This window comes from Pseudomonas sp. D3 (assembly GCF_029320995.1).
Classification (GTDB): domain Bacteria; phylum Pseudomonadota; class Gammaproteobacteria; order Pseudomonadales; family Pseudomonadaceae; genus Aquipseudomonas; species Aquipseudomonas paraveronii.
Genome location: NZ_CP119772.1, coordinates 3,580,182 through 3,605,825 on the forward strand (window position 1 = coordinate 3,580,182; position 25,644 = coordinate 3,605,825).

Below are 25,644 nucleotides of genomic sequence, written 5' to 3' on the forward strand. Positions count from 1 at the left end.
GTGCTTATTCCTGTTTTGTCGCTGGGGCGTCGGGCGAGGTAGTGGGCGCCTTGCCGTTACTGGCGCGTTTGAGGGCGGTGACGGCGGCGTGGGCAGTGATCGCTGCGCCTACGGTCACGCCGGCAGCCAGGCCGATTTCATCGGCGTTCGCTTCAACACCAAACTGGTTGATACCGCTCAGGTGCTGATAGAACGAGCCCTTGTCCCAGAACCCCTCCTCCGAGCAACCGATGCAGCCATGGCCAGACTGGATCGGAAAGCTGGTGCCGCCGTTCCAACGCACGGTCGAGCAGGCGTTGTAGGTGGTCGGGCCTTTGCAGCCGACTTTGTAAAGGCAATAGCCCTTGCGTGCGGCGTCGTCGTCCCAGGACTCGACGAACTGACCGGCATCGAAGTTCGGACGGCGGTAGCACTTGTCGTGAATGCGCTGGCTGTAGAACATTTTCGGCCGGCCCTGTCGGTCCAGCTCAGGAATGCGGTCGAAGGTCAGCATGTAGGTGATCACGCCGGTCATGACTTCGGCGATGGGCGGGCAGCCCGGCACTTTGATGATCGGCTTGTCGGTGATGACCTTATGAATCGGTACGGCCTGGGTCGGGTTGGGCTTGGCGGCCTGTACGCAGCCCCAACTGGCGCAGGAACCCCAGGAGATGATCGCCTTGGCATCGCGTGCAACACGCTTCAACTGCTCGACGAAGGGCTTGCCACCAATGATGCAACTCATGCCGTCCTGGTTCAGTGGCGGGTTGCCTTCGACGGCCAGGATGTAGTTGCCCTTGTACTTGGTCATGACCTCGTCAAGGATCGCCTCGGCCTGATGCCCGGCGGCGGCCATCAAGGTGTCGTCGTAATCCAGGGAGATCATCGACAGCACCACGTCCTTGGCCAGCGGGTGCGCGGAGCGGATGAATGACTCCGAGCAGCAGGTGCATTCCAGGCCATGCAGCCAGAGGACGGGGGTGCGCGGCTTGTTCTCCATGGCCCAAGCGATTTTGGGCATGAATGCCGGGCCCAGGCCCAGCGAGGTTGCGGTCAAGGAACAAAATTTGAGAAAGCTGCGGCGCGAGATGCCTTGTCTGCGCATCACCTCGTAAAACGTTTCCATTACTTTATTTCTCCTCCCCGCGAATGTTCTTCAACGGGGGCTGCACTCGGTGTGTTGGAAATCTGTGCCTGACCAGGTGAATCAGGCGCCATGCCGTCGGCTACAAAGGCCATCAGTTCTATGGGGTGTTGAGGCTGCAGCCTGGGTCATGATTGCGACGGCGGCTGGAAACATGCGGATAACCCATGACGTTCAGTTATCTGGTAAGTACAAGACCTGTGCCATTTCGCCGCGGCGTGGATAAATTGCTTACCAATTAACTTATCCATATGTTTTTAAAGAATTTTTTATTGTTTACCGAGTGCACCGATACACGCTGTAACAAAGCTGAAATGGAATGTTTGTTTCCACTATTTATGCAGCCTGGAAACTATGTATCCGGCGGGGAAAGTGACTGGCGAGAGAACCTCGCCAGCCATTGAAAGGAAGAGAAGGCTCAGGCGGGCGTCACGTCCAGGCGGTCGTAGCCTTTGAAGCGGTAGAACAACACGGAAACGGTCCAGGTCAGGATGAATATCCCGACGATCAGGTAGCCGATCATGCCGAAGTTGTCGGTCAGCGCGGTGATGAAGTCCCACACGCCACCGTGCAGATCCCAACGCGCAGCGACCAGCCCGAGCACCTCCACCCCGCCCACCAGCAAGGCCACCAACACCGACATGGAGGTGATAGTCAGGTTGTAATAGAGCTTGCGTGCCGGGTTGACCAGTGCCCAGTGGTAAGCGCCGGTCATCATCACGCTGTCGGCGGTATCGACCAGCGCCATGCCCGCCGTGAAGAGCGCCGGGAACACCAGAATCGACCAGATCGGCAGGCTCTGCGAGGCTTGCACCGCCGCAATCCCCAGCAGGCCGATTTCAGTGGCCGTATCAAAACCCAGGCCGAACAGCAGGCCCAGCGGATAGAGGTGCCAGGGACGGCTGATCAGCCGGAACAGCGGGCGCAATAGCCGAGCAATCGGGCCGCCGCCGGTGAGTATCGCGCTCATTTCTTGTTCGCCGATTCGCTCGCCGCGGCGTACTCGGTTAAACGCCTGGTACACCGAGCGCAGGATGAGCAGGTTGATCAGCGCCACCAGCAACAGGAACGCGGCAGACACCGAAGTGCCAATCAGCCCGCCGATACCGTGAAAGGCTTCGATTTCGCTTTTGAACGCCGTGGCCGTCAGGGCGATACCGAGCGAGGCAAGGATCACCACGGTGCTGTGCCCGAGCGAGAAGAACAGGCCGACACTCGCGGTTTGTCGGCCTTCCTGGATCAGCTTGCGGGTGGCGTTGTCGATGGCGGCGATGTGATCGGCATCCACGGCATGGCGCAGGCCGAAGCTGTAGGCCAGAAAAGCGGTGCCCAGCAGCAACGGGTAGTCATGGAAGGCCGTGAAAGCCCAGGCCCAGGCCAGCAGGTTGGCAGCGATCAGGCCGGCGAAAATCGCCAGGACGCGACGCTTGAACGTCATAGGCGCAAGAGCCGGTGAAACAGGATGCAAGGGCATGCGAACTCCAGAACGATGGGTTCAAGTATGAAGAAACTAAAAAACTTCATACAAGCCTTGTGCCAGTTTGCATGCCGGGTGCTGCGTAGGCGGTTTTTGAAGAGACAAGCGCGTAGCTGATCGACCGCCTGACGCTCGCAGCACATGCGACTGGACAATGACTGTCCACCCGAACAGATAAGTGGACAGTGAGCTTCCAGCCTGTGTGTCGGCTTATCGGCTCAGGCGGGCCCGGCTTCGGGCAGTGTCACGGTGAACTGCGCACCACCCTCGGGGTGATTGGCGGCCACCATCCGACCGCCGCAGCGCTCAATGATGCCGTAGCTGATCGATAGCCCCAGGCCCGTGCCCTTGCCCACGGGCTTGGTGCTGAAGAACGGATCGAACACCTGGCTCAGGTGTTTTTCTGCGATGCCCGCCCCATTGTCGCGCAAACGCAGCGTTACCCACCCCGGCGCCTGGGTCACATCGATCCAGACTGTCGGCAAGGCCTGGTTGGCCGCTTGCGCAGCATCGTAGGCGTTCTGCATCAGGTTCATCAGCACTTGCAGCAGTTGCCCGGCGTTACCGCGCACCGCTGGCGTGTCAACGGCCTGCCAATGCACCTGCAGATCAGGCGCGACGCCGCGACAAACCCAGTGGATGGCGCGCTCAATGACGTCATTGAGGTCGACCTCGCCCAGTGCTTCACGGTCCACGGCCGAGAAGCGCTTCAGGGCACTGACGATATCGGCAGTGCGTTGCGCGCCTTCCATGCTGCCCTCGATCAACGACGGCAAATCGCTCAGCAGAGGATCGATGCGCAGTTGTCGGCGCAAGGCTTGAAGGCCGGTTTGCGACTCGCCGTCGTGGACCGCTTGTAAATACTGCTGCAGGCGCTTGCCATAGCTGTCGAGTACATGCGCGTTGGCCAGCACAAAGCTGATCGGGTTGTTCAGTTCGTGGGCGACACCGGCCACCAGGCGCCCCAGCGAGGCCATTTTTTCCGCGTGCAACAGTTGTTGTTGGGTGCGCTTGAGCGCTTCGTGGGCCTCGTGCAGTTGGCGATACGCGTGCTTGAGTTCGCCCAGCGGTCGCCCCACCAGCACATGCCCGATAAAGCGCCCGTTGCCAGCGCTGCGCACGGTGCAACTGACGTCCACGGGCACCGGCGCGCCGCTTGCATCCCTGAAGTTGACCTCCAGCGAGGCGCTGGCGTTGGGATGGCGCAAGCTGGCGAGGGTCTGGCGCAATTGGGTTTCACTGTGCGGGTCGGCCAACAATGCATAGGCCGGGCTACCGGACAATGACTGCTCATCGAGGCCAACCAGCGTGCGCAGCGCGCTGTTGCTCTCTTCAATGCGCCCTTCGGGGTCGCAGGCCAGCAACACGTCGGACATCGACGACAGCAGCCCGGCAATGAACTGTTGCGACTGCTCCAGTTCGACGTTCTTCTCTTCCAGGGCGATTTCGTCTTGCACCAGCTTGGAATAGACCTCGTCCATCCTGGCGATGACTTCGATCCAGGCGTCTTCGTCGAGGCTGCCGGGTGGCGGTTTACGGGCCATGGTCGTCAGCTTTTAGGGTGCAGATGCAGGTGACTGTGGGCCTGCTCGTGGGTCGCATCCGGCTCCACCGGGATCAGGTTCAGCGAGCCATGACGCACGCCGCGCTCGGCGCACACACGATGGGCGAAATCGCGCACTTCATCGGACGAGCCTTTGAGCATCAGGCTTTCCAGGCAGTTGTCGTGATCCAGATGCACATGCTGGCTGGCAATGGTCAGGTGATGATGCGCGTGTTGCAGGTCCATCACCCGTTCGGTAAGGGTGCGTGAATGGTGATCGTAAACGAAGCTCAGGTTGGCCACGCAATGCGGCGCCTGGCCCTGCTCCAGACGCGCCTGCTCGATATGCCGGCGCAAAATGTCGCGCATAGCCTCGGAACGGTTGTGGTAACCCTGGTCGCGAATCAGCGCGTCCAGCTCCTCAGCGAGGCCACGGTCCAGGGAAATGGTCAGGCGTTCCATGGGATTTCCTTTTCAATGCACCGTGCAAACCATGCACGGGTCAAAAGAGCGAACAATATGTTGCACCGCTACCGGGCTTTTTTCGCCGGGTAACACTGGAGCACCCTGCAAGGCTTGTTCCAATGCACCGGGTTGGCCCTGGGCATCGCGTGGCGAGAAGTTCCAGGTGGTCGGGGCGATGATCTGGTAGCGCGAGATTTTCCCGTGCTCCACCTCCAGCCAATGCCCCAGCGCCCCACGGGCCGCTTCGGTCAGGCCGACCGCGCGGCCTTTGTCGGGCAGTGCGGCGGCGCGGTAATACGGCTCGCCGGGGCGCAGAGCGATCAGCCAGCTTTCCATCAGCGGCACCACCTGCGCCAGTTCCAACAAACGCGCGAGCAGGCGGGTATAAACGGTTGCCGAACAGCGCGCCACGGCATCGCGCAGCAGCGGTTGGCCGGCAATCAACTGACGCGCAATGGCGCCGGTTTCGAGCACCGCGCCGGCCAGGCGGGGGGCTTTGTTCCAGGTATACGCGTCGGTTTTTTCCAGCAACGGCTGGGTTTGCCCATCGGCCGGGTGGCGCGGGCCGCCAGCGTCGTCGAGCCAGGCATGCGCACTGTCTTCACGGATGGCGTCCAGATCCAGCGGTTGCGCACACTGGGTGACGCCATCCCACAGGCCGCGCGGGAACACGCTCGAGCCATCGGCTCGCGGATACGCCCCGTAGGACAGATACAGCCCCGGCCCCGGCCCTAGATGCTCAAGCCCGGTATCCAGGGCGATGTGCAGAAACTGCCGAAAATCGCCCTGCCCCGGCGCTTCGGCATGCCAGGCCCAGAGTTGGTCCTCGCTGGTGAACGCGTTGATGCGCTCCAGCGGCGCGGCGAACAGCTCGGCTTCAAGAAACTGCCGAAACTCGCGAACGCGGGTCAGCAGGCGCAGGCGCTCGGCAGCATCAATGGCGCGCGTCGAACCACCCGGTTGGATCGAGCCGGTGTGCGGCCACTTGCCGCCGAGTGTGCCAATCAAATCCAGCCAGCGTTTGCGCGCGGAAATCGCCAGGCGCTGCTGGCTGCCCTGCAGCGGGGTAAAGCGCCCCACCGCCTCTGGATACCAAGGTCGGTCGGCGTACACCGGGCGCACGAAATCCGGCATGAAAAACAGGTAGAAATGGCTTAGGTGATCGGCAAGGTTTTCGGTGGCGGCCATCAGGTTGAGTGCCAGCAGACCGTTGTCCGGCGGCTGTACGCCGGCCAGCCCGGCCAAAGCGCGGGCGGCGGCGATCGATTGCGACACCGAGCAGATGCCGCAGATGCGTGGCGCGTAGGTCAGGGCATCGAGCGGCGCGTGTTGCAGCAGGATTTGCTCGAAGCCACGGTACATGGTGGCGTTGACCCGCGCCGACCGCACACGGCCCTCTTCCACTTCCAGTTGTACTTCCAGATCGCCTTCAACCCGATTGAACGGGCCGACCACCAAACGTGACATGCAAACTCCTAACGGCGTGGGGTGCGTACCGACGGCGCGATCAGCGGGTGATCGGAAGTCGCATTCTGCTTGACGCGCTTGGGGGTGGCTGATTTGGACAGCGCCGACAGGGCGACAAACCATGCCTTGGGCATGTCGATAGGCAGCCCGATGGGAATGCCCGCCAGTTTCGGCGTGCGCTGAAAAGCGTGGCCAGGCTCTTCGAAGCCCGGGGCGGTGCAGTTGATGCAGGCAAATCCACCACGGGTGCAAGAGCCTTCGCCATTCCACAGGCGGGTATTGCAGTCGCCGTGAGCCTGGGTGCCTTTGCAGCCGAGGTTTTCCATCATGCAGCCCAGGTCCGAGGGTTTTTCCGCACTGGCTTTGTATTCGTAGAACTCGTTGCGCGTGCAGCCCTGATGCACCAGTTGGTCGGCGTAGAAACGCGGACGCCCGAGGATGTCCAGATCGGCCGCCTCGAACAACCCGGCGGCCAGCGCCATCAAGGTGTCGGTCACCCAGCCAGGGTGCGTTGGGCAACCGGCCACGTTGATCACCGGCAAGCCGCGCAACGAGCGATAATCGGCGCCCAGCAGGCCGCCGCGATGCTCACCGTCAAATTGCAGGCCGCAGGCGTCGGTCGGGTTGCTGCCCGCAGCGGTGATGCCGCCGTAGGCAGCGCAGGTGCCGATACCCAAGGTGTATTGGGCCACCGCCGCGAGCTTGCGCACCCAGTCGATCATCGGCGCATCGGTCCCGGCCAGCATGTGAAAGCGCCCGGTGCCGTTCGGACCGCGCAGCAATGAGCCTTCTATGCACAAGGCATCGAGGCGGGTGCGACCTTGCAGGCAGTCATCGAGGATATCCAGCACCTGATCACCGCTTTCAAGGGACAGCGACGGATGCCAAAGCAACTCGATCCCCGCACTGCGCCACATCGCGGAAAAGTCCTGGGTGTCGGCGCACAGCAAGGACATGTTGCAGCCGCCGCAACCGCCCGATTGCAACCACAGCACTCTGAATGGGCTATTCATCGGGCCTCCTCCAGGCCAAGACGGCGCAATTTCTGGCGCAGGCCCACGCGCGACAAGCCCAGTTCACGGGCAGCATGGGTTTTGTTCCAGCGGTGTCGCAGCAGCGATTCCTTGAGTATGGTCGCTTCGATAGCGTCCAGTTGTTCTTGCAACGTGCCCGTGGGTGGCGAGAGGCGTATGTCGTTGGTGTTGCGCCCCTGGCCCTGGCCTTGCATGACGCGCCAGGAAAACGAATGCGCAGCGATTTGCGCGCCTTCCGACAACGCGGCAGCGCGGTAGATTTCGTTGCGCAACTCGCGAATATTGCCGGGCCAGGGGTAACCAATCAGGCTTGCCAGGGCGTCGTCGGCAAAGTGCAGGTCTGGCAGGTCCAGCTCCAGGCGGGCATCGTCGAGCAGCTTTTTGGCGATGGGCATCAGGTCGGCGGTTCGCTCGCGCAACGGCGGCAAACCCAGGCTGACCGTGGACAGCCGGTAATACAGGTCGCTGCGAAAACGTCCAGTGGCGACATCCTGTTCCAGATCGCGATGGGTCGCCGCAATCACCCGCACATCGACCCGTACCGTGCTGGAGGCGCCGACCGGGCGTAGCTCGCCTTCTTGCAAGACGCGCAACAACTTGACCTGAAAGGCCGGCGAGGTGTCGCCGATTTCGTCGAGCAGCAAGGTGCCGCCATTGGCACGCTGGAACAGCCCGATGTGATCCTGATGCGCGCCGGTGAAGGCACCGCGCTTGTGCCCGAACAGCTCGGACTCCAGCAAGGTGTCGGGCAGCGCGGCGCAGTTCTCCATGACGAAGGCATTGCCCGCGCGTGGGCTGGCGTAATGGATGGCGCGGGCCAGCAACTCTTTGCCCGTGCCCGATTCGCCCAACAGCAGCACCGACAAATCATAGCGGGCGACCCGTGCGGCCAACTCACAGACGGCATCCAGCGGCCCCCCGGGGCTGCGCACGATGCGCGAGAAATCGAAGGTGTCGCGCACCCGCTCCAGCGTTTCCCGGCTGCGGCGGCGCAGCGCTGGCGTGCCGGCGCGCAGTTCCAGGTCCAGTCGCTGCATATGGTTTTGCAACGATTGGCTCTCTACCGCATTGCGCACAGTGTTGAGCAGGTTTTCAGGCAGCCAGGGTTTGAGCAGGTACTGATAGATGCCGGCCTGATTGACGCCCGCAATGATGTCTTCCGAGTCGGTGTAGCCCGACAGCACGATGCGCACCACCCCCGGCCAGCGCTCGCGCACTTCCTTGAGAAATTCGATACCACTGACATGGGGCATGCGCTGGTCGCAGAGGATCACCGCCACCACATGCTGTTCAAGAAGTTCACGTGCTTGCGCGGCTGACTCGGCCAGCAGCACCTGGAATTCCTGATCGAGTACCCGGCGCAACGATTCGCGCGAACGTAGCTCATCGTCCACTACCAGGATCATGGGCAAGTCGGATTGCGAGTCGAATGGGGGAGTCATGAGTCCGCGAAAGGCAGAGTATTGGTGTTCACTGCAACATTATGTTGCAACGAGTGATGGCGTCGATGGTAGCACGGTGCCAAAAAGCCACGAGGCTTTTCCTATTTTGGGGGCCGCTACGGGAGCTTTTTTGTAAACAGCGCCTTGCCCCCCCCCGAGCAGTTCCGGCGCTTTACGCCGCCCCCCGACCTAGAAGTTCGCCGGCGTATTCGCGCTGATGATTTCCGCCTCATCCTGCCCGATATTGCGAAACCTGTGGGGCAAGGTGGTGGGGAAGTAATACCCATCCCCAGGGTTCAATATGCTGACCTGGCCATCGACAGTGAGTTCGACGGTGCCACGGGTGACAAGGCCGCACTCCTCCCCTTCGACATGCACGATCGGCTCTTCGCCAGAGCTGGCGCCCGGGGCATATTGCTCGCGCAAAAAGCGCATCTGGCGACTGGGGATCGGTGCGCCAACCAGCAGCAGGCGCAGGCCATCGCGGCCCAGGTCAGGCTGTTCGTTGGCGCGGAAGACGTATTGGTGTTCGCGTGGTGGCTGGTCAAAGGTGAAGAAGTCCGCCAGGGACATGGGGATGCTTTCCAGCAGCTTTTTCAGGGAGCTGACGGAGGGACTGACGCGATTCTGTTCGATCAGGGAAATGGTGGCGTTGGTCACGCCGCTACGCCGGGCCAGCTCGCGCTGGGAGAGTTTGTAGCTTTCGCGAACGAGTTTGAGTCGGGTGCCCGTGTCCATAGCTGCCTTATATAAGGGTGACTGAAGCGGCGTTTATCGGTTGCGATAGCTCTGCAGGAGCCGAGGCGGGTGTGGGCAGGCAATGTTGCGAAGTTCGCCGACTGCCTGGCCCAGATACCTGAAAGGCGGCTATTAAATCACGTTTGTGGGTAGAGCTGTAGCCGCGCTGAATACGCCCGAGCGCAAGAAAAAAAGCAAGCCCGCAGCCACTGCCTAAGACGGCATGGACCGGGGCTCGCGGCGCTTATGTACCTGACCGGTCAAATACCGAATCGGTCACGCAAGGCGTAGTAGGCAGCGCCCATGGCCGTCAGCGGGGCCTGGAAGGTGCGGCCGCCGAACATCGGCATGTGTGGCAGGGAGGCGAAGGCGTCGAAGCGTTCGGCGTCACCGCGGATCACTTCGCTGATCAGCTTGCCCGCCAAATGCGAACAGGTGACACCGTGGCCGCTATAGCCCTGCATGTAGTAGGCGTTCTTTTCGATACGGCCAAATTGCGGCATACGCGACATGGTCAGCAGGAAGTTGCCGGTCCAGCGGTAGTCGATCTTGACGTCTTTCAACTGCGGGAAGGTCTTGAGGATCTTCGGTCGGATCAGTTGTTCGATGTCGTCCGGCTCGCGGGCGCCATAGACCACGCCACCGCCGTATAGCAGGCGGTTGTCAGCGGTCAGGCGGTAATAGTCGAGCAGGTAGTTGCAGTCTTCGACGCAGTAATTGTGGGTAATCAGGCTGCGCGCGACTTTCTCCGACAGCGGCTCAGTGACCACGATCTGCGAGCCGCAGGGCATGCTTTTGCGGGTCACCCTTGGGTCGAGATCTTGCTGCAGGTAGGCGTTGCCGGCGATCAGCAGGTACTTGGCGCGAACCACACCCTTGGCCGTGCGCACCACGTTGGGTTCGCCGTAGGTGATGTCCACGGCCGCCGACTGTTCGAAGATCTTGCCGCCCAGGCCAATAATGGCGCTGGCTTCGCCCAGGGCCAGGTTCAGCGGATGGACGTGGCCACCCTGCTTGTCCAGCAGGCCGCCGATGTAATTTTCACAGCCCACTTCGCTGGCGATGTCCTTGGCGTCGAGCAGTTGCAGGTTGCGGTTGCCATAGCGCTCCCAACTGTTTTTCTGTTCGACCAGGCCTTTGAGTTGCTTTTTGTTCAGCGCGGCGAAGATCCCGCCCGGGCGGTAGTCGCATTGGATGTCATAGTGCTGGATGCGCTGGCGAATGATCTCGGCGCCTTCGAACATCATGCTGCCGAGGATTTCGGCGCTCTTTTCGCCGTAGCGCTGCTCGATAACATCCACGTCACGGCTGTAGGAGTTGACCAGTTGCCCGCCGTTGCGCCCGCTGGCACCAAAGCCGACCTTGGCCGCTTCGAGCACGGTGACGCTGTAGCCGGCTTCAGCCAGGAACAGCGCCGACGACAGGCCGGTGTAGCCGGCGCCAATGACACAGACATCGCACTCGACCGACTCTTCAAGCACAGGGAAGTCGCCGGTGTGGTTGCGGGTTGCGGCGTAGTAGCTGTTTACATGGGGTTGCATGGTTAGGACTCCCTGGCGATTGGCCAGCGCGGGCTGGCAATCGCCGTTGTTAGTTGGGCTTAGAGCTTCACCCAGGTGGCTTTGAGCTCGGTGTACTTGTCGAAGGCGTGCAGCGACTTGTCGCGGCCATTGCCCGACTGTTTAAACCCGCCGAACGGCGCGGTCATGTCGCCACCGTCGTACTGGTTGACCCACACGCTGCCGGCGCGCAGACCCCGAGCAAAGCGATGGGCGCGACTGAGGTTGGCGGTCCACACCGCAGCCGCCAGACCGAAGATGCTGTCGTTGGCGATCGCCAGCGCTTCTTCTTCGGTGTCGAAGCTGATCAGCGACAACACTGGGCCGAAGATTTCTTCGCGGGCAATGGTCATGGCATTGGTCACGCCGTCGAAAATCGTCGGCTCCACGTACTGGCCACCGGTGTCTTGCAGGGTGCGCCGGCCGCCAACCAGCAGTTGGGCGCCCTGCTCCTTGCCGATCTCGATGTAGCGCAGCACGTTGTCCAGTTGCCGCTGATCGACCACCGCGCCGACCTTGGTCGCCGGGTCCAGGGGGTGCCCTGGTTTCCAGGCCTGGAGCGCCTCCAGCAGCAGCGCAATGAAGGGCTCGCGGATCGAACGCTGCACCAGCAGCCGCGAACCAGCCACGCAGACCTCGCCCTGGTTGAAGGCAATCCCGGCCGCCGCCGCTTCGGCGGCAGCGCGCAGGTCCGGGGCATCGGCGAATACCACGTTGGGGCTCTTGCCACCCGCCTCCAGCCATACCCGTTTCATATTGCTCTGGCCGGAATACACCAGCAGTTGCTTGGCCACGCCGGTGGAGCCGGTAAAGGCCAGCACGTCCACATCCATGTGCAGGGCCAGCGCCTTGCCGACGGTGTGGCCGTAACCCGGCAGTACGTTGAATACGCCCGGGGGAATGCCGGCTTCGAGTGCCAACTGGGCCAGGCGAATGGCGGTCAGCGGCGACTTTTCCGAAGGCTTGAGGATGAACGAGTTACCCGCCGCCAGGGCCGGCGCGAACTTCCAACTGGCCATGATCATCGGGAAGTTCCACGGCACGATGGCCGCGACCACGCCGCAGGGTTCGCGTGTGATCAGGCCCAACTGGTCGTGGGGCGTGGGCGCCACTTCGTCGTAGAGCTTGTCGATGGCCTCGGCGCTCCAGCGGATCGCGTTGGCCGTGGCAGGCACGTCGATGGCCATGGAGTCGCCGATCGGCTTGCCCATGTCCAGGGTTTCCAGGAGTGCCAGCTCTTCCTGGTGCTCGAGGATCAGATCGGCGAAACGGATCAGCACGCGCTTGCGCGCCGCCGGGGCTTGCAGTCGCCAGGTCCCAGACTCAAACGCCCGGCGCGCGGCGAGCACCGCCGCGTCGGCGTCGGCCTCATCGGTGCTGGCGACCTTGGCCAGAAAACGCCCGTCCACCGGGCTGATGCTGTCAAAGGTCTCGCCGCTGGCGGCCCAACGGTACTCGCCGTCGATAAAGGCCCGGCCTTCGAGGTTCAGGGACTGGAAGTACTGCTCCCAGTCATTGCGATGCTTGGTCATAGGGTGTGCTCAACGCAAAAAGTGGGAGGGCCGTCAGACCGTGTGCAGGTACCAGTTGTACTCAAGGTCGGAGATCGAGTTCTCGAACTCGGCCAGCTCGCTTTCCTTGCACGCCACAAACACGTCGATGTACAGCGGGTCGATGTACCGGGCCATGACGTCGCTGTCGTCCAGCTCACGCAGGGCATCGCGCAGGTTGTTGGGCAGGCTTTGTTCGTTCTGCTCGTAGGAGTTGCCCTCGACCGGCGCCCCCGGCTCGATCTTGTTGGTCAGGCCGTGGTGGATACCAGCCAGTACCGAGGCCATCAGCAGATAAGGGTTGGCGTCGGCGCCAGCCACCCGGTGCTCGATGCGCACGGCATCCGCCGAACCGGTCGGCACGCGCACGGCGACGGTGCGGTTGTCGATGCCCCAGCTCGGCGAGTTCGGCACATAGAACTGCGCGCCGAAGCGGCGGTAGGAGTTGACGTTCGGGCAGAGGAACGCCATCTGCGCCGGCAGGGTTTCCAGCACGCCGCCGATAGCGTGACGCAGGGCGTCGTTGGTCTCGGGGTCTTCGCTGGCAAAGATGTTAGTGCCCGTTTTGTCGAGGATCGAGATGTGCACGTGCAAACCATTACCCGCCTGGCCCGGATAGGGCTTGGCCATAAAGGTGGTGTCCATCTCGTGGTCGTAGGCGATGTTTTTCACCAGGCGCTTGAGTAACACCGCGTAGTCGCAGGCTTTGATCGGGTCGCTGACGTGGTGCAGGTTGACTTCGAACTGCGCCGGGGCACTTTCCTTGACGATGGCGTCAGCGGGGATGCCCTGCTCTTTCGCGCCTTCAAGGATGTCTTGCAGGCAGTCGACGTATTCGTCGAGGTCATCAATCAGGTAGACCTGGGTCGAATGCGGGCGCTTGCCCGAGATTGGCGAGCGCGGTGCTTGCGGGCGGCCGTTCACGTTGTCCTGGTCGATCAGGTAGAACTCCAGCTCGAACGCGGCGCAAATGGTCAGGCCCAGGTCGTCGAACTTACTCACCACCTGGCGCAGCACTTCGCGCGGGTCAGCGAAGAACGGCTGGCCTTCGAGTTCATGCATGGTCATCAGCAGTTGCGCGGTGGGGCGCTTCTGCCAGGGCTCGATGCACAGGGTGTCGGGGATCGGGTAGCAGATGCGGTCGGAGTCGCCGATATCCAGGCCCAGGCCGGTGCTTTCCACGGTCGAGCCGTTGATGTCCAGGGCGAACAAGGACGCCGGGAGGTTGATGCCTTTTTCATACACCTTGTGCAGCGCCGTGCGTTCGATGCGCTTGCCGCGCACCACGCCGTTCATGTCTGCAATCAGCAGATCGACGTACAGGACCTCAGGGTGTTTCTTCAGAAAGGCGTTGGCTTCGTTGAGCTGAACGGTACGCAGTGGGACCGACATGATGCACCTATTGTGTTAATTATTATGTTCAAAGCTGTTTCGTAGCTGCAGTCAATCCGAAAGATAAAGTGAAGTCAATAGCGAAAAGCGCGGGCTATTCGTTAATTATATTGATACTGGATAGGCAAACACAGGGCAAAAACCAAGCAAACACGCAGACCAACACCCCGATGCGTCTATAATTTTTTACATGAAGGTTGTTAATTAAAATCAACATGGATAAGCTCTGGAAAAACTCGTTCCAGCGTGAATTTCGAGGTGATAAAAATGGCACTCAAGCCATTGATCGGTGTTACTGCATGCTTCAAAGAGATTGGCTTGCACCCCTACCATGTCAGCGGCGACAAGTATTTGCGTGCTGTCAGCGTCGCGGCCCTGGGGCTGCCGGTGATCATCCCTTCCCTGGCGGACCTCTGCGAGATCAAGGATCTGCTGCACTACGTCGATGGCCTGCTGTTTACCGGCTCGCCGTCCAATGTCGAACCCTTCCACTATCAAGGCTCTCCCAGCGCGCCGGGCACCGCCCATGACCCGCAGCGCGACGCCACCACCCTGCCCCTGTTGCGGGCAGCGGTGGCGGCCGGCGTGCCGGTCCTCGGTATCTGCCGCGGCTTCCAGGAAATGAACGTGGCCTTTGGCGGCAGCCTGCACCAGAAGGTGCATGAATTGCCGGGCTATAGAGACCACCGCGAAGCCGACGACCCACGCCTCGAAGTCCAGTACGCCCCGGCGCACCCGGTGGCGATCCAGCCCGGCGGCGTGTTCGAGGCCATGGGCCTGACCGGCGAGATCCAGGTCAACTCGATCCACAGCCAGGGCATCGACCGCCTGGGTGACGGTCTGCGGGTCGAAGCCGTGGCCCCGGATGGCCTGATCGAAGCCATTTCGGTGGAGCACAGCCAGGCGTTTGCGTTTGGCGTGCAGTGGCACCCGGAATGGCAGGTCCTGTCGAACCCGGTCTACCTGAGTATTTTCCAGGCCTTCGGCGATGCCTGTCGGCAACGCGCCGCGCAGCGTCAGCACCGCTAACACAAGGCGGCCCGCACAGGGCCACCAGTACTCGATTCACCGATTGACACGCCCTGCCCACGCGGCGCGCGCACCTGTGTGCACCCGCCGTGCGGCGTGAACGGCAACACCCAAACAACAACAAGCAAGCCCAGGCAGCCAGGATGGCAGCGCCGAATAAACCTGCACCGCATTGATGACGCAGGTTTGCAATCAACCTTATTAAGTCAGGCCGCATTGGCCCGACGACCTGTTGGGAGTTTCACATGGCAAACGCCTCCAGCATTTATCGCAAGGCTCTGGAAGGTCATCAGCCACCACAAAAGGTGCTGGTGAAGATCGACCGCGTGACCAAGAAGTTTGATGAAACCGTGGCCGTGGACGATGTGTCCCTGGACATCCACCAGGGCGAGATCTTCGCCATGCTGGGGGGGTCCGGTTCCGGCAAATCCACCCTGCTGCGCATGCTCGCCGGTTTCGAACGGCCCACCGAAGGCCGCATCCTGCTGGATGGCGTGGACATTACCGATATGCCGCCCTATGAGCGGCCGATCAACATGATGTTCCAGTCCTATGCCTTGTTCCCGCATATGACCGTGGCGCAGAACATCGCCTTCGGCCTCAAGCAGGATCGCCTGCCGGCCAGCGAAATCGAGGCGCGGGTCGAGGAAATGCTCAAGCTGGTGCACATGACCCAGTACGCGCGGCGCAAACCCCACCAGCTCTCCGGCGGCCAGCGCCAGCGCGTCGCCCTCGCCCGCTCCCTGGCCAAGCGCCCGAAACTGCTGCTGCTCGATGAGCCCATGGGCGCCCTGGATAAAAAGCTGCGCTCGCAGATGCAACTGGAGCTGGTAGAGATCATCGAGCGCGTGGGCGTGACCTGCGTGATGGTGACCCATGACCAGGAAGAGGCCATGACCATGGCTCAGCGCATCGCCATCATGCACTTGGGCTGGATCGCCCAGATCGGTAGCCCGGTGGACATTTACGAAACCCCGGTGAGCCGCCTGGTCTGCGAGTTCATCGGCAACGTCAACATCTTCGAGACCCAGGTGGTCGACGACGCCGAAGGTCACGCGGTGCTCCAGTGCCCGGACCTGGACCGCGACATCTACGTCGGCTACGGCATCGCCACTTCGGTGGAAGACAAGTCGGTGACCTACGCGATCCGCCCGGAAAAACTGCTGGTCACCACCGTAATGCCGACCGGCGAGCACAACTGGTCGAGCGGCAAGGTCCACGACATCGCCTACCTCGGCGGGCACTCAGTGTTCTACGTGGAGCTGCCGAACGGCAAGATCGTCCAGTCGTTCATGGCCAACGCCGAACGCCGTGGCTCCCGACCGTCCTGGGGCGACACCGTGTACGTGTGGTGGGAAGACGACAGTGGCGTGGTACTGCGGGCATGAGTACATCGACCATGAGCACTTTCAATCAAGCGTTGATCCGTGTGCTGCCCAGCGGTCGCAAGCTGGTGATCGGCATTCCCTTCCTCTGGCTGTTCCTGTTTTTCATGCTGCCGTTCTTCCTGGTGATGAAGATCAGCTTCTCCGAAGCGGCCGTCTCGATTCCGCCCTACTCGGAAATCTACACCTTCGTCGACCAGAAACTCCAGGTGCTGCTGAACCTGGGTAACTACAGCCTGCTGGCCGCCGACGATTTGTACATCTCGGCCTACCTGGGCTCGCTGAAGATCGCCCTGCTCAGCACGTTGATGTGCCTGCTGATCGGCTTTCCCATGGCCTATGGGATTTCCAAGACCCGCAAGGAAATGCAAAACGTATTGCTGCTGCTGATCATGATGCCGACCTGGACCGCGATCCTGATCCGCGTCTATGCCTGGATGGGCATCCTCAGCAATAACGGCCTGCTCAACGCCTTCCTGATGTGGAGCGGCCTGACCTCAAGCCCGATTGAAATCCTCAACACCAACACGGCGGTCTACATCGGCGTGGTCTACGCCTACCTGCCGTTCATGGTGCTGCCGCTGTACGCCAACCTGGTCAAGCACGACCAGAGCCTGCTGGAAGCCGCTTCGGACCTGGGATCGAGCAACTTCAACAGCTTCTGGAAAATCACCGTGCCGCTGGCCAAGAACGGCATCATCGCCGGGAGCATGCTGGTGTTCATCCCGGTGGTTGGCGAGTTTGTGATCCCGGAACTGCTGGGCGGCCCGGAGACCCTGATGATCGGCCGCGTGTTGTGGCAGGAGTTCTTCAATAACCGCGACTGGCCGGTGGCGTCCGCCCTGGCGGTGGTGATGCTGGCGATCCTGATTATTCCCATCTTGCTGTTCAACCGCAGCCAGGCCAAAGAAATGGAGGCACGGGCATGAAGCGTTTCAGTTTTTCGACCCTGATGCTGGTGCTCGGCTTGTTGTTCATCTACCTGCCGATGCTGATTCTGGTGATCTATTCGTTCAACGCTTCCAAGCTGGTGACGGTCTGGGGCGGCTGGTCGCTCAAGTGGTACCTGGGGCTGTTGGACAACACCCAATTGATGGGCTCGGTGGCGCGCTCCCTGGAGATTGCCTGCTACACCGCCGTGGCCGCCGTGGCGCTGGGCACCCTGGCCGCCTTCGTGCTGACCCGCGTCACCCGTTTCAAGGGCCGGACCCTGTTCGGTGGCCTGGTGACCGCGCCTCTGGTGATGCCGGAAGTGATCACCGGTCTGTCGCTGTTGCTGCTGTTCGTGGCCATGGCGCAGATGATCGGCTGGCCCATGGAGCGTGGCATCGTCACCATCTGGATCGCTCACACCACCTTCTGCGCGGCCTATGTCGCGGTGGTCGTCTCGGCGCGCCTGCGGGAGCTGGACCTGTCCATCGAAGAAGCGGCGATGGACCTCGGCGCGCGACCACTCAAGGTGTTTTTCCTGATCACCATCCCGATGATCGCGCCGTCGTTGGCGGCGGGCGGCATGATGGCGTTCGCCTTGTCCCTGGATGACCTGGTGCTCGCCAGTTTCGTCTCCGGGCCCGGCTCCACCACCCTGCCGATGGAGGTGTTCTCCGCCGTGCGCCTGGGGGTCAAGCCGGAGATCAACGCCGTGGCCAGCCTGATTCTGCTGGCGGTGTCGCTGGTGACCTTCATGGTCTGGTATTTCAGCCGCAAGGCCGAAATGAACCGCAAGCGGGCGATCCAGGAAGCCATGGACCAGACCACCAGCGAAGCCTGGCAGCCGCAACCCCAACAGTCATAACGAACACCGGCGACGGCCTAGGCCGTCGTGTTTTACCCCACAATAAAAAATGGAGTTGGATGCATGAAAAGGTTTGGCAGGACTCTGCTCACACTGTCCCTGTTGGGCGCCATGGCTGGCGGCGCCCAGGCATCCGACAAGGTGCTGCGTGTGTATAACTGGTCGGACTACATCGCCCCCGACACCCTGAAAAAGTTCGAGGCCGAGACGGGCATACACGTCACCTACGACGTTTTCGACAGTAACGAAACCCTGGAAGCGCGGCTGCTGGCCGGCAAGTCGGGCTACGACATCGTGGTCCCGTCCAACAGCTTCCTGGCCAAGCAGATCAAGGCCGGGGTCTACCAGACCCTGGACAAATCCAAACTGACGAACTGGAAGAACCTGAACCCGGTGCTGCTGAAAAATGCCGCCGCCAGCGACCCCGACAACGCGCATGCCTTCCCGTATATGTGGGGTTCGATCGGCATCGGCTACAACCCGGAGAAAGTCCGCCAGGCACTGGGCACCGACGCGCCGCTGAACTCCTGGGACCTGCTGTTCAACCCCGAGAATGCCGCGAAGCTCAAGGCCTGCGGCATCAGCTTCCTCGATTCGCCGACCGAAATGCTGCCAGCGGCCCTGCACTACCTGGGCTTCCCGGTGAACTCCCAGGACAAGCAACAGATCGCCCAGGCCCAGGAAGTATTCATGAAGATCCGCCCTTCGGTGGCGTACTTCCATTCCTCCAAGTACATCTCGGACCTGGCCAACGGCAATATCTGCGTGGCCGTGGGTTACTCCGGCGACGTGCTGCAAGCGCGCGCCCGGGCTGAAGAAGCCAACAACGGGGTGAAGATCGACTACAGCATTCCCAAGGAAGGCGCCGGCAGTTTCTACGACATGGTGGCCATCCCCCGGGACGCGAGCAACGTCGACAATGCCTATGCCTTCATGAACTTTCTGATGCGCCCGGATATCATCGCCGAGGTCACCAACAGCATCGGCTACAGCAACGCCAACGCCGCGGCCATGCCCCTGGTGGACGAGGCGATCCGCAACGACCCGGCGTCCTACCCGCCCCAGGAAGTGCTCGCGACCCTGTACGCGATCCCCGACCAGCCCATTCCCGTGCAGCGCCTGATGACCCGCGGCTGGACCAAGGTCAAGCTCGGCAACTAACACGTGCGCGCCACCACTCGGCGCACCCCGCTTCCGTTCCCGTCGCGCCTTACCACCGCGACCTTTGCTGTGAACGGCTTCACCCGGCTCCCTCGGTTAGGGTGAAACCCTTGGCGCCTTCGGGCGCCTTTTTTGCGTTCAGCCGCCGCCAAAGCGCCCTGCCACTCTGGGCCTTTCATTGGTGCGCGGCACTGAGCAATTAAAACGCTTGAGGATGCCCTGCACTTTCTGGCCCACTTGATCGCGCGCTCGTGTGAAGTGCTAAAGAGCGCTCCGCACCTCGTGGAACCCAAATAACAACTTCGGACAAACCTTATGAACTCCAGCGTCAGCCGCTGCGCGCTCCCGCCCGACTCAAGCATTGCCCGCCATGCCACAGGTGCCAGTTTCATCGATTGCCAGAGCACCTTGACCGATGACCACGCGCGCAGCGCCTTGCGGCATGGACTGCGGCTGATGGCCCGGACACCTATTTGGATCGACCGATTGATGGCGCTGCGCAATCGACTGGTGCAGGTGTTTGGCCTCAAGGACCTCGGCAGACTGACACGCATCGATCTCGAGCGTGCAGACGCCGACTATCGACCCGGCGACCGGGTGGGGATTTTCACCCTGGTCTCGCAAACCCCCGACGAGGTTTTGCTGGTCGACCAGGACCGGCACCTGGATGTGTACCTGGCCATCAACCTTATGCCTCTCGACCCGCAAGGAACCCGTCGGGTGGTGCTCTCCACCGTGGTCCAGCCGCACAACTGGCTGGGCCGCCTGTATATGCTGCCGGTGGCGCCGTTCCATCGCTTTATCGCGCCACGCATGCTGGCCATGCTCAATCAGCGCTAGCGTTGTTCATACCCGCGTTCAAGCTCAGTGCGTTCCACGAGCCGCGGGAACAGACACTCAAGCGCCAAGGCACTTTAGGCGGCCATTCGACGCCCACTTCGAAGCCCATATTGAACAGGGCCCAATCCTCAAAGATAACGGTTTGCCCGTTGGAAGGGTGACCGACGGCCAAGCGCTTTGCTGGCTGGATGTGCAGGTCGCAGGTGTCTTTGAGCTCGGAGCCGAGCACGCACATCACACAGTTTGAAACCGCAAAGAAGTCCGGTGGCGGTCACCTATTCGACCAAGCGGCCTTGAAATAGACAGGTTTTACCGGATTTGTCCGCAAAGCTTGTTAGGATAAAGCGGCTAACATCTCGTTTAACCATAGGAACAGCGGGGATAATGACAACTGCACGTCATGGCGTGCCACCAATAAGGAGATTCTCATGGTTGAAAAGCCTACGGATGATCGGCCAAACATCCCTCACGTCCCCAGTGAGGACGGTATTCCAGCACCGAGCGGAGCTGCCAATCTGATCGACACTGACTATGTGATCGGTCAAGACAACATCAAGGGAGAGTTTTCGTTCTCGCTCGATATCCACGGCAAAGTGTTCATTATTTCAGCGGCCACCATTTTACTGTTCGTGGTTTTGACGCTGGCATTGCAGAACGAAGTTGAACCCCTCTTCAGCTCTATCCGAAACTGGTTAACCAGCCACCTTGCCTGGCTCTTCATGAGCATTGCGAATGTTTTTGTCGTGCTGTGCATTGCGTTGATTTTCTCTCCGCTGGGTAAGGTTCGCTTGGGCGGCAGAGATGCCAAGCCAGACCATAGCTACGTCGGATGGTTTTCAATGCTTTTTGCCGCAGGCATGGGCATTGGTTTGATGTTTTATGGCGTAGCCGAACCCATGTCGCATTACGCTGCGTCCATGGGCGGTGTGACAGTCGATGCCAGCGGCGTGCGCACGGACTGGGCGCCGTTAGGAGGGGCTGCAGGCGACATGAAGGCATCCGCCGATTTGGCGATGGCTGCCACGATCTTTCACTGGGGGCTCCATCCCTGGGCGATATACGCGATAGTGGCGCTGTCCTTGGCGTTGTTTTCTTACAACAAGGGCTTACCGCTTTCGATACGCTCAATTTTCTACCCCCTATTGGGCGAGCGTGTTTGGGGATGGCCAGGGCATATCATCGATATCCTGGCGGTATTTGCCACGCTATTCGGGTTGGCGACTTCGCTGGGCATTGGTGCAGAACAAGCTGCCGCAGGGATTGAATACCTTTTCGGAATCCGATCGACGAATCTCAGCAAGGTCGTGCTGATCGTTGGTATCACCTTGATCGCTCTTTGGTCAGTCCTTGCCGGCTTGGACAAGGGTGTCAAGATGCTTTCCCAGATCAATATGGGACTCGCATTACTCTTGCTGGTGTTTATCATCGTAGTGGGACCGACGTTGGCCATCTTCACGGGTTTCTTCAAAAACCTGGTGACGTATGTTGAATACCTGCCGGCACTTTCGAACCCATTCGGACGCACTGACACTCAATTCACCCAAGGCTGGACGGCCTTCTATTGGGCTTGGTGGATCAGTTGGTCGCCGTTTGTAGGCATGTTTATCGCGCGCGTCAGTCGTGGTCGAACGGTCAGAGAGTTTCTGATCTCTGTCCTGCTCGTTCCTTCAGTGGTTTCTGTGCTGTGGATGACCACGTTCGGCGGAACGGCCATTGACCAAGCGACGGTACAGGGCGTGATGGGCGTCAAGGACGCTGTGCTGGAACTGAAACTGTTCGCCATGCTGGGAGAACTGCCGCTTAAGGAGATCAGTTCATTCCTGGGCATCATTCTGGTCATCGTGTTTTTTATTACCTCTTCGGACTCCGGTTCGTTGGTGATCGATACGATCACCGCCGGGGGTAAGGTTGATGCGCCGGTGCCTCAACGTGTGTTCTGGGCGGTCATCGAGGGCGTGATTGCGATTGCCCTTCTATTGGGGGGTGGTCTGGTAGCACTGCAGGCGATGGCAGTTTCCACAGGTTTGCCCTTCGCAATCGTTCTGATGTTGGGATGTATCTCTCTCGTGAAAGGATTGATGACTGAGCCTCGTTAGTGAACCTGAGCTAAGACATACGTAACTTTCGCTTCAAGTTTCAAGGTGTAACACGTCAATCCGTTTGCACCTTGAAGCTAAAACCGAGGGCAATATGTTCCAACAAATCAATAGTTTCTTCGTCATCCACAACTTTCTGGGAATAGCGTTAGCTAACTGGATTGTCGCTACCTCACTGGCAATGATCAGCTTTATCTTGGCCAGGGCGGCGATTGGCTTTTTTCTGAGAAAACGTCGGACAGTATCTGTACTACCCAATGCCCATATCAGCCACGATACGTCGCTTGGGGGGCGAACAGATCGTCATGGCGAACGCCGCAATAATCGGAAGTACCATACAAAACTATAAAAGGCTTCAAGAACGCCGAGTCGTGTTCGAAATTGCGTTGACCTACCACTGCTCTCCGCAACAAGTTAGAGACGTGCCGCAACGCATAGAACAGATTATCCGCAAGCAAGAAAGAGCACGATTCGATCGCTGTCACTTTCGAAACTTCGGCAATAGTGCGTTAGAGTTCGAGACCGTTTACATCGTGCTCGACCCTAGTTACAACGTTTATATGGATGTCCAGCAAGACATCAATCTTGGAATAATCGACGCGTTCGAGGAACTGGGCGTCAACTTTGCCTATCCGTCACGCACGGTCTACATTGCCTCCGATCCCGGCAAGGATGGGCTTTTGAATGATTCCAAACACCCGGTCTAGAGGCTCGTGCCTTGCCTGATCGACATCATTGCCCAGTGCGCTTGGCGGCGTCACTTGGATTTGGATTTGGATCGCACCAGGTCAGGCGAGGTAGCGCGGGATCAACCAAGCGCTTTGAATGCAGGGTTCATCAAATGGCGTTAGCCTCGCGCGTTAACGCCAGCAGTTGAGCAACTGAGTCAATTCCACAACTCGCCAACCGGGGTGGACGTTGAATAGTGAGTCGCGATCTGCGCCTGCAACAATTCTGCTGTCGCAAGGGCATCGGTTAAAGCGTGGTGGGCATGGTACGCCGGAAGGCCAAGCCGCTTGCGACTATCTGCCAATCGTATGGATTGCTGTGAGCGCCCCATGAGTCGGGCAAACCAACCGAGTTTTTGCCGATGCAGTCGAGCCTCTAACTGCATCGTATCGATGACTGGAAAGTCCAGCCCCTCCCCTAAATATCTACGGACTGCCTGATCCAAGAAGGCGCGCTCGATATTGCGATAATGGACGACCATCACCTTGCCGGTCATAGCCGTCAGCAACGGATCTAGCACCTGTGCAAAGGTGGGAGCATCGAGAATCTCGGTATGGGTTATGTGATGAAAAGTCACTGACTTTTCATTCAGTTCGGAAGATGGGTTTATCACCCAGTAAAGTGAGTTCCCGCAATAAATGCGCTGTAGTGTGAACGGCATCACGCCGATGCTCACAATGCTGTGCGCGTGTGCATCAAGACCGGTGGTTTCCACATCCATTGCGAGCAGTTGCACACTCTCAATGGAGGCCTGGGCTGAGACTGCACCGGCTTGATAGAACTGTCGCAAGCGGCTGTTAACGGCGTTTTGCGCCAATGTCTCAAACCTGGAAGACCAGTCCAGCATTTTACGATTGGGCTGCGCATTCATGTGCTTCATGACGCGAGGCGACCTTTTGGAGGATAGCGGAATCGCAAGAAATTCTGGCCATTACTCAAGACCTGAAACGCCTCTTTTAGATTACGCCGCTCACTGTTGGAAAAACGCTCGGGCTCGACGTAGTTATTGAGCGCAGCACCCTGCTCCAACGCGTCTGCCTGATGTCGGATTCGCACCATCGACAGAAACTCCAGTGCATATCGAAGTTGCTTTAATCCTTCAGGCGGGATGACGTTGCTGCTCGCTATCGCATCCATGCGATCAAACGAATTCTGCGCGGTACTGCCGCACGCAAGCGCATGGATGCGGATAAGGTCAGTCAGCGGAGCGGTGCCCCGCCCCTTGAGATTAATGATCCTTTTGTGCTGCCCGTCTGTCTCGACGACAAAAGTACGGAAAAACCCCAATGGCGGCGTCCGGTCAAGCGCAATTCGAGCCATGGCACTCAGAAAAACAGGGTGTGCGCTGGATTTGCGAGCACACAGAGTTTTTAGCTCTTGTACCAACTCAAGCTGGCCAAAAACACCGTCAAGGTCGAAAAAAATACAGCTATTGAGCAACGTCGTCGGGTTAGGTTTCTCGATCCACTGATCGAAATAACGTCGCCACACATTCAAGGGCTGACGCCACTGATCGTTGGTCGCCATTATCCCGCCCTTACAGTAGCTGTAACCGCACGCGGCCAGGCCATCACTCACAAACGTTGCCAAGGCCCGAAAGTAAGCATCGTGCTGGATCGGATCGAAGCTGTCGTCAAGCACCAATGCGTTGTCCTGGTCAGTCACCAACAACTGCTCATCGCGCGCCATGGAACCGAGCACCATAAAGCAGTAAGGCACCGGAGGCGGCCCCAGTTTCTTCTCTGCCAGTTCCAGCAAACGCTGGGTAAAGGCCCGGCCAATGCCGGAAATTGCGCTGCCGATCATGTGTGCAGTGGCGCCATCACGCACCATGCGGATGTAGGTTCCACGCAGGTCGCGCAAAAGCGATTTCAGGCCTTCGACGGAGGTCTGATTAGAGATTCTGTTTACCAGGTACAAACTGCTGTGCGACTCGTAGCGAATGATATCCGACAGGTTGATCAGACCGATCGGATGGCCATGGTGGACGACTGGCAAATGGTGAATATTGCGGCGCAACATCATCAGCATGGCTTCAAACACTGAGTCATCGGCGCCGATCGCAACCGGGTCGGCAGTCATGATGTCGCTGGCGCTCGTTTCATCAGCGTTTCGGCCAGCAGCAACAACGCGCGTGCGCAGGTCGCGATCAGTCACGATCCCTTGGATTTCAGCCGGCTGCAAGCCCGTAGGCGACATCACCAACACGCAAGAAACACTTTGCTCTGTCATGACTTTTGCCGCGTCGCCGACAGAAGCATCCGACGCGATCCACACCAGGGGTCGTGAGATAAGGGCACGGCATTTGAGCTGAATAAGTTCACTCGCACGGCCCTGCGCCTCAACGGCCGTCTTGAGCCTGGAGTGCCCCTCGGCTTCAACAAAGTCGGCGAAAGCATCATGTTGCGCGCACAGATCAGCGAAGACGTCGGCGGGTATGTAATAGATCAGGCTATCTTCCAATGCTCTGGCAGGAAAACGCACCTTGTTACTGCGCAACAGACCTGCTTGCCCGAATATGTCGCCTTCGACAAGTCGGTTGTAGAGTTCGCCATTACGCCGGTAGATCTCCACGGCACCACTGCGCACATAGTGCAAGTCCTGAATAATCGCACCCGCTTCAAGGATGTCACTGCCGGCCTTGAAATAACTTACTTCTACCCGCCGAGCGATGGCGTCTACCGACTCCTTTGGCAGCGTATCAAATGGGGCGAAACGATAGAGGTGGTCGCTAATCTCCTGTAACTCGATTTGCATGAAACCTCGAAATGCTGGAAAAAATATACGTTGCAAACGCCATAGTTGGCGAAGGGTAATCG

Annotated in this window: 21 protein-coding genes and 2 pseudogenes; 10 read left to right on the plus strand and 13 right to left on the minus strand. The window is 59.9% G+C overall.

Going from position 1 to position 25,644, the window contains the following annotated elements; translation table 11 throughout:
* Positions 1 to 4 precede the first annotated feature (4 nt).
* The 11 genes from P3S72_RS16250 to P3S72_RS16300 all read right to left on the minus strand — a co-directional run bounded on the left by P3S72_RS16250 (position 5) and on the right by P3S72_RS16300 (position 13,790).
* Entirely contained in the window at positions 5 to 1,105 is a 1,101-nt protein-coding gene (locus P3S72_RS16250; protein WP_247404772.1) for a hydrogenase small subunit, read from the minus strand.
* Positions 1,106 to 1,541: 436 nt separating this feature from the next.
* Entirely contained in the window at positions 1,542 to 2,597 is a 1,056-nt protein-coding gene (locus P3S72_RS16255; RefSeq protein WP_247404775.1) for a HoxN/HupN/NixA family nickel/cobalt transporter, read from the minus strand.
* Between the two features lie 221 nt (positions 2,598 to 2,818).
* On the minus strand, positions 2,819 to 4,144 hold the full coding sequence (locus tag P3S72_RS16260; RefSeq protein ID WP_276193104.1) for an ATP-binding protein: 1,326 nt from the start codon (positions 4,142 to 4,144) through the stop codon (positions 2,819 to 2,821).
* 5 nt (positions 4,145 to 4,149) lie between these two features.
* The gene (gene nikR / locus P3S72_RS16265) at positions 4,150 to 4,605 is read right to left on the minus strand and encodes a nickel-responsive transcriptional regulator NikR (RefSeq protein WP_247404781.1); all 456 of its coding nucleotides are present in this window, start codon (positions 4,603 to 4,605) and stop codon (positions 4,150 to 4,152) included.
* A 12-nt stretch (positions 4,606 to 4,617) separates the two neighbouring features.
* Positions 4,618 to 6,075: a nickel-dependent hydrogenase large subunit gene (locus tag P3S72_RS16270; protein ID WP_276193105.1), complete on the minus strand. Its 1,458-nt coding sequence runs from the start codon at positions 6,073 to 6,075 to the stop codon at positions 4,618 to 4,620.
* 8 nt (positions 6,076 to 6,083) lie between these two features.
* Positions 6,084 to 7,088 (minus strand): HupU protein, encoded by a 1,005-nt coding sequence (locus tag P3S72_RS16275; protein ID WP_276193107.1) that lies wholly within the window; start codon positions 7,086 to 7,088, stop codon positions 6,084 to 6,086.
* Positions 7,085 to 8,551 carry a sigma-54 dependent transcriptional regulator gene (locus P3S72_RS16280; protein ID WP_276193108.1) on the minus strand — a complete coding sequence of 489 codons (1,467 nt, stop codon included), beginning with the start codon at positions 8,549 to 8,551 and terminating at the stop codon, positions 7,085 to 7,087. Before P3S72_RS16280 ends, P3S72_RS16275 begins: the two co-directional genes overlap by 4 nt.
* Positions 8,552 to 8,740: 189 nt before the next feature.
* On the minus strand, positions 8,741 to 9,289 hold the full coding sequence (locus P3S72_RS16285; RefSeq protein ID WP_010563061.1) for a cupin domain-containing protein: 549 nt from the start codon (positions 9,287 to 9,289) through the stop codon (positions 8,741 to 8,743).
* Between the two features lie 260 nt (positions 9,290 to 9,549).
* On the minus strand, positions 9,550 to 10,830 hold the full coding sequence (locus P3S72_RS16290) for an FAD-binding oxidoreductase (protein WP_247405779.1): 1,281 nt from the start codon (positions 10,828 to 10,830) through the stop codon (positions 9,550 to 9,552).
* 59 nt (positions 10,831 to 10,889) lie between these two features.
* Entirely contained in the window at positions 10,890 to 12,380 is a 1,491-nt protein-coding gene (locus P3S72_RS16295; protein WP_276193109.1) for an aldehyde dehydrogenase, read from the minus strand.
* Between the two features lie 33 nt (positions 12,381 to 12,413).
* Positions 12,414 to 13,790, minus strand: coding sequence for a glutamine synthetase family protein (locus P3S72_RS16300; protein ID WP_276193110.1), 1,377 nt, complete (start codon positions 13,788 to 13,790; stop codon positions 12,414 to 12,416).
* Between the two features lie 267 nt (positions 13,791 to 14,057).
* Here P3S72_RS16300 and P3S72_RS16305 point away from each other — a divergent pair, with 267 nt between their 5' ends.
* The 10 genes and pseudogenes from P3S72_RS16305 to P3S72_RS16350 form a co-directional block, all read left to right on the plus strand.
* Positions 14,058 to 14,819 (plus strand): gamma-glutamyl-gamma-aminobutyrate hydrolase family protein, encoded by a 762-nt coding sequence (locus P3S72_RS16305; RefSeq protein WP_276193111.1) that lies wholly within the window; start codon positions 14,058 to 14,060, stop codon positions 14,817 to 14,819.
* Positions 14,820 to 15,064: 245 nt separating this feature from the next.
* The gene (potA, locus tag P3S72_RS16310; protein ID WP_276193112.1) at positions 15,065 to 16,207 is read left to right on the plus strand and encodes a polyamine ABC transporter ATP-binding protein; all 1,143 of its coding nucleotides are present in this window, start codon (positions 15,065 to 15,067) and stop codon (positions 16,205 to 16,207) included.
* A gap of 44 nt (positions 16,208 to 16,251) precedes the next feature.
* Positions 16,252 to 17,133, plus strand: coding sequence for an ABC transporter permease subunit (locus P3S72_RS16315; RefSeq protein WP_276197942.1), 882 nt, complete (start codon positions 16,252 to 16,254; stop codon positions 17,131 to 17,133).
* Positions 17,130 to 17,999, plus strand: a complete 870-nt coding sequence (locus tag P3S72_RS16320; RefSeq protein ID WP_247398273.1) for an ABC transporter permease subunit — start codon at positions 17,130 to 17,132, stop codon at positions 17,997 to 17,999. The genes P3S72_RS16315 and P3S72_RS16320 overlap by 4 nt, the downstream gene beginning before the upstream one ends.
* Before the next feature lie 63 nt (positions 18,000 to 18,062).
* Positions 18,063 to 19,160: a polyamine ABC transporter substrate-binding protein gene (locus tag P3S72_RS16325; protein ID WP_276193113.1), complete on the plus strand. Its 1,098-nt coding sequence runs from the start codon at positions 18,063 to 18,065 to the stop codon at positions 19,158 to 19,160.
* 315 nt (positions 19,161 to 19,475) lie between these two features.
* Positions 19,476 to 20,000, plus strand: a complete 525-nt coding sequence (locus P3S72_RS16330; protein ID WP_276193114.1) for a DUF2867 domain-containing protein — start codon at positions 19,476 to 19,478, stop codon at positions 19,998 to 20,000.
* A 79-nt stretch (positions 20,001 to 20,079) separates the two neighbouring features.
* Positions 20,080 to 20,205: pseudogene (locus tag P3S72_RS16335) on the plus strand (Zn-dependent hydrolase); the annotation flags it as partial.
* Between the two features lie 223 nt (positions 20,206 to 20,428).
* Positions 20,429 to 22,096, plus strand: coding sequence for a BCCT family transporter (locus P3S72_RS16340; RefSeq protein WP_247398282.1), 1,668 nt, complete (start codon positions 20,429 to 20,431; stop codon positions 22,094 to 22,096).
* A gap of 94 nt (positions 22,097 to 22,190) precedes the next feature.
* Positions 22,191 to 22,445, plus strand: a complete 255-nt coding sequence (locus P3S72_RS16345; protein WP_276198017.1) for a hypothetical protein — start codon at positions 22,191 to 22,193, stop codon at positions 22,443 to 22,445.
* Positions 22,372 to 22,803: pseudogene (locus tag P3S72_RS16350) on the plus strand (mechanosensitive ion channel family protein); the annotation flags it as partial. The gene P3S72_RS16345 and the pseudogene P3S72_RS16350, both read left to right, overlap by 74 nt.
* Positions 22,804 to 22,982: 179 nt before the next feature.
* Here P3S72_RS16350 and P3S72_RS16355 read toward each other — a convergent pair.
* Both P3S72_RS16355 and P3S72_RS16360 read right to left on the minus strand, forming a co-directional pair.
* On the minus strand, positions 22,983 to 23,705 hold the full coding sequence (locus P3S72_RS16355; protein WP_276193115.1) for a 3'-5' exonuclease: 723 nt from the start codon (positions 23,703 to 23,705) through the stop codon (positions 22,983 to 22,985).
* Positions 23,702 to 25,582: a DUF294 nucleotidyltransferase-like domain-containing protein gene (locus tag P3S72_RS16360; RefSeq protein ID WP_276193117.1), complete on the minus strand. Its 1,881-nt coding sequence runs from the start codon at positions 25,580 to 25,582 to the stop codon at positions 23,702 to 23,704. Before P3S72_RS16360 ends, P3S72_RS16355 begins: the two co-directional genes overlap by 4 nt.
* Positions 25,583 to 25,644 lie beyond the last annotated feature (62 nt).